Consider the following 4,151-nt stretch of genomic DNA (forward strand, 5'->3'; position numbering starts at 1 on the left):
AATTGACTATAACCGTTTTTATTATTCCCTCCAGTTACTAAATCTGTTATAGTTTTATCGTCTTCTATTTGACCACCTTGTATAGCTTTTAAGTTTTTAAGTTTTGCTACACTCATTTTGTCTAAATCAAATTTTTTGATTTCTTTTTTGTTTGTTTTCATGGTTTGTTGATTTTTGTATATTATATTTTGCAAATATATACCTGTGCTAGAATAAAGTGCAGTTAGTTATGTCTTAGTTTATCGGAATTCGGGAATTCCGATAAATGTAAAATTGTAATATATTGTTTTTTAGTCTTTTATGCTTTTTGTTTCTTCCAGTTGTTTTAAAAAATACGTTGGTTTAATACCTGTTTTTTTATGGAAAGCAGCCGAAAAAGACTCCGCATTATTAAATCCAAATTCGATTGCAAGAGCCTGAATAGTATATTTTCTTAATCTGAAATCTTCCTTCAGAGAAGTCAGCGCATAATCAATTCTTAGGTCATTAACATATTGGATAAACGTCTTTTCTTTGTAAACATTTACAATTTTAGATACATATTTGTTATTGGTTTCAAAAACATCCGATAACGTCTGAATTGTAATATTCGTTTCCAGAAAACCTTTTGTATTTTCAAAATCATCCAGTTTTTTTAAGATCTGGTTTATCAGATTTTCATTTATTCCGATAGAATCTGTTTTGGATTTGTTGGCTTCAAGGACATCAGGTTGTTCCTGTATAGTTTCTGTTTCAATTTTTTCTGTCTTTTCAACAGAATTTTGCATTATTTTTTCAAAACGGGCACGATAACTCTTCTTTACTTTATATTGATAAAAACTAAAGCCAGCCATTGCTAATACGATCAGAATTAAAAAACCGATACTCCAATATGATTTACTGTTATCCTTTTGAAGGGATTTGATGAGGTTTTCTTTTTCTAAAATCAGATTTGGCATATCATATTCATATTGAAGCTTCTTAGTTAGTTCCTTATAATTGTTTTGCAATATGCTGTCAATTTCCATATACTTTGTCAGGTACTTTAATTGATTTACTTTATCACCTTTGTTTTTAAAATAAGAAATTAAATACGGATAACCACTCATAAATTCAGGAGTAATTCTCTTTGATATTGTATAAACAGAATCTACTTTGATAAAATTTTCAACAGTTTTTTCCTTATTATTTAAGCCATCATATGCTTTGGCTGTGTAATAATAAGCAGCAAGTGTATTTCCTTTGTCTTTAAATGATATAACTTTTGGAAGTGCAATATTTATACTATCCAAAGCTGCCCTGAAATTCTTTTTGAATATGAGATTCGCTCCTTCATTTAAAGTAAAAAGGGCATTAGCTAACTGACTATTGGTCGCCTTAGATTCGATATAGCCTTTTTTGTTATAATAAGTTGCAGAATCTGAAATGTTTAAAGCTTTGTAAGCATCTGCAAGGCCAAACAGAACCAATTGATAAGGATAAGAATAAACAGAAGACCTTACATCCTTATTAGTATAATGTTCAAAACATTCCTTATATAATATAAGCGCTTCATCTACTTCTCCTAATTCCTCTGACCTCAGGGCTGCAATCGTAAATTTGATTTCATAATATAAATCCTGATTATTTTGTCTGGCAATGTTTTCAGCAATCAGAAAATTATCTATCGCTTCTTTATACTTAAACTGTTTTTTATAAACATGTCCTTTAGCCGAATAGGCAAAAGCAGGAAATTTTGGATCTGCCAGGTTCTTTGTATAAGTAATCGAACTGTCTAAGTAAACCAGAGCTTTATTGCCTTCAGTTAATAACGATAGAAGAAAATATGCTCTTGCCCTCTCAACTGGTTCATTTTCATTTATGGCCTTATGTAAATAGGCATTTGCATATGGTAATTGCTGAGGAATTTTGTTTTCATTTTTCCAATAGAGTTCTTTTAACTCAGGGAAAGAAAGTTGAGTTAAGTTGCTTTTTTTTGTCTGAGCTGATAAGAAAACAGAAAATAATGATAAAAAAAGAGAAAGTAGGTATTTACGTTGCATCATGGATGTGGATTTCTGACAAAAATAATGGATATGTATGCAAGTATAATCTAAAATTAAATAAAATTAACAAGATTTTATTGTATTGATAATCAGTGAATTATGTATTTTTTTACCCGGAATTCATGAATTGCCTGTCGGAATTCATGAATTCCGATGTGCATAATTTGTGGGACTTTCCATCATTATATAGTTTTGGCTTCAGGAAAATGAAACTTTTTATAACAGGAATTTTTTCATTAATCTACTTTTTTAGGTTTTTTGGGATTTGAAGAAATCAAACTAAAAAAAGTTATGATGTAAATGATTTTTATATCATAAATCAAAAAGAATTTAAATACAAAAATTTTGCAAAAGGCCAATTGTGAAAAGATGTATCTAAATAAGCTTGCAAGCAATCCGATGGCACGGTTTATATGCCTAATCAAATTATTCCCTATTTAAATTAACTATTATGAAATTAAGTTTAGACGCTTTAAAAAACAGAGCAGAAGCAGTAGCTTCAGAACAATTATTAGAGAGTATTGCTGGTGGTCAGGAACAAGCATGTCACGATACAGTTATTTCTGAAGCACTTTAATAAATGTTTATTGATGTGATATAATGCCACATCAATAACATTTCAGATATGTCCGTAACTAACATTTATTACTAAAGGTTTTTTACGGACATTCTTTTAATTTTTAAAACCTGCAAAGAGTTTTATAAACAGAACAAAATTTAGATTTTTTTACCACTTTACCTGTATTCATTCATTAACTATTGATTTGTTTTGCTTCATCAGTAAATCTCAGTAATAGTTTAAAATTATAATTTACTATGGATAATGTCACTAACGCTAAAATTGAATTTACAAACACGATAAAGTTGCTTATTTATAAAGAAGCCCCTTATTTGTTGGAAAATATTGATTTTGATGATGACGATATTTTTTTAGAACCATTGCTGTTTTCATATTTTGGTGCAAAAAAAGAAAATCTATTTTCAAATGAACTTTTAGAAGAATTATTGCAAGGTTATTTTGTTGAGAAAAAAGAACTAAAAATTGCTCATTCCTATCATAATGATATTTCTTATATTCCAAATGCCGGGTATTTTAAAAAAGGTACAGAAAAGCCATATGAACCATTATTAAAATCCGGAGATTTTGAAATCTTAAAAGAACTGCATCCTGTACAAAAACGTTATTATCGTGAATTTTACAAAGGACATATTTTAAACTATAATCCTGTATTTAATTCTGCGTGGAAAGATAATTATGAAGAACTATTTGAAGCCATCGAAATAATCAGACAAAATCTTCCTGAATTTTACAGCGAGCTGGCTTTTGCAAACAAAAAAATATACTTGCACGATAATCCCAAAATTTTAAATTTTACATCAATTGAAACTCTGGGAATGCTTTCATTCTATGTATTAGGAAAAAATAATCTTATATATTTTATTGAAGAATTAATACACCAGGGATCTCACAACTATTTTTATTACGTATTGCAAAATAAAAATGATTTTTTCAAAATTGACGTGAGCAATTTAGTTATGCGTGATTATACAAAGCAAGCCTGGGATTACAGAGATATTTATGGTGCATTTCATGGTTTGTATACGGTAACCAGAAGGGTAGAATGTTTTGATCTGCTACTCTCAAATGATGTTTTTTCAGGAAAAGAAAAACACGAGCTTCTTGGCCGTTTGGCCGATCAGTTTTCTAGATTTAGAACAGGACTTGAACTTCTTGATTTTGATGTAGTGTATACTCAGAAAGGAAAAGATTTATATGCTGTATATGATAACAAATGCCAAAATATCCTGGAGAAATATAAAAAGCTTGAGAACTATTTTGATTTGAGTAGCAGGGATTTGGATTTTAGATATGATGATTTTAGCAAATTAAATCCAATTGAGGATTTTTATAAAAAAGAAAAAGAAGGTTTTTTTAAATTCTAATAACAACTACAACAATGGCATTAAGAATATTTTTCGTTACCCTGTTTTTATCATTTTCCATATCTGGTTTTGGTCAGACAAAATCGTTGACTTTGTCTCCAAACCTGAATTTGCCAAAAGACACAATTGTATCTAATAAACTTATAAAATCATTAAATGATTTTCTTTCCCTAAAGGAAAATC

The 4,151-nt window shown here is 29.1% G+C and carries 3 protein-coding genes; 2 read left to right on the forward strand and 1 reads right to left on the reverse strand.

The window, feature by feature from the left end:
- Positions 1-290 precede the first annotated feature (290 nt).
- Complete coding sequence (locus DCO46_RS22300; protein ID WP_116754662.1) at positions 291-2,024, reverse strand: helix-turn-helix domain-containing protein; 1,734 nt, start codon at positions 2,022-2,024, stop codon at positions 291-293.
- A 451-nt stretch (positions 2,025-2,475) separates the two neighbouring features.
- Here DCO46_RS22300 and DCO46_RS23360 point away from each other — a divergent pair, with 451 nt between their 5' ends.
- Positions 2,476-2,601: a hypothetical protein gene (locus tag DCO46_RS23360; RefSeq protein ID WP_262509800.1), complete on the forward strand. Its 126-nt coding sequence runs from the start codon at positions 2,476-2,478 to the stop codon at positions 2,599-2,601.
- A gap of 239 nt (positions 2,602-2,840) precedes the next feature.
- The gene (locus DCO46_RS22305) at positions 2,841-3,968 is read left to right on the forward strand and encodes a hypothetical protein (RefSeq protein ID WP_116754663.1); all 1,128 of its coding nucleotides are present in this window, start codon (positions 2,841-2,843) and stop codon (positions 3,966-3,968) included.
- Positions 3,969-4,151: the final 183 nt, after the last annotated feature.

Origin of the sequence: Flavobacterium sp. HTF, assembly GCF_003105115.1 — a bacterium.
GTDB lineage: Bacteria > Bacteroidota > Bacteroidia > Flavobacteriales > Flavobacteriaceae > Flavobacterium.

What these genes read in the sequence shown, in the direction of transcription:
- DCO46_RS22300 (WP_116754662.1), bottom strand. Translation starts at nt 2,024, where the DNA reads ATGATGCAACGTAAATACCTACTTTCTCTTTTTTTATCATTATTTTCT.
- DCO46_RS23360 (WP_262509800.1), top strand. Translation starts at nt 2,476, where the DNA reads ATGAAATTAAGTTTAGACGCTTTAAAAAACAGAGCAGAAGCAGTAGCT.
- DCO46_RS22305 (WP_116754663.1), top strand. Translation starts at nt 2,841, where the DNA reads ATGGATAATGTCACTAACGCTAAAATTGAATTTACAAACACGATAAAG.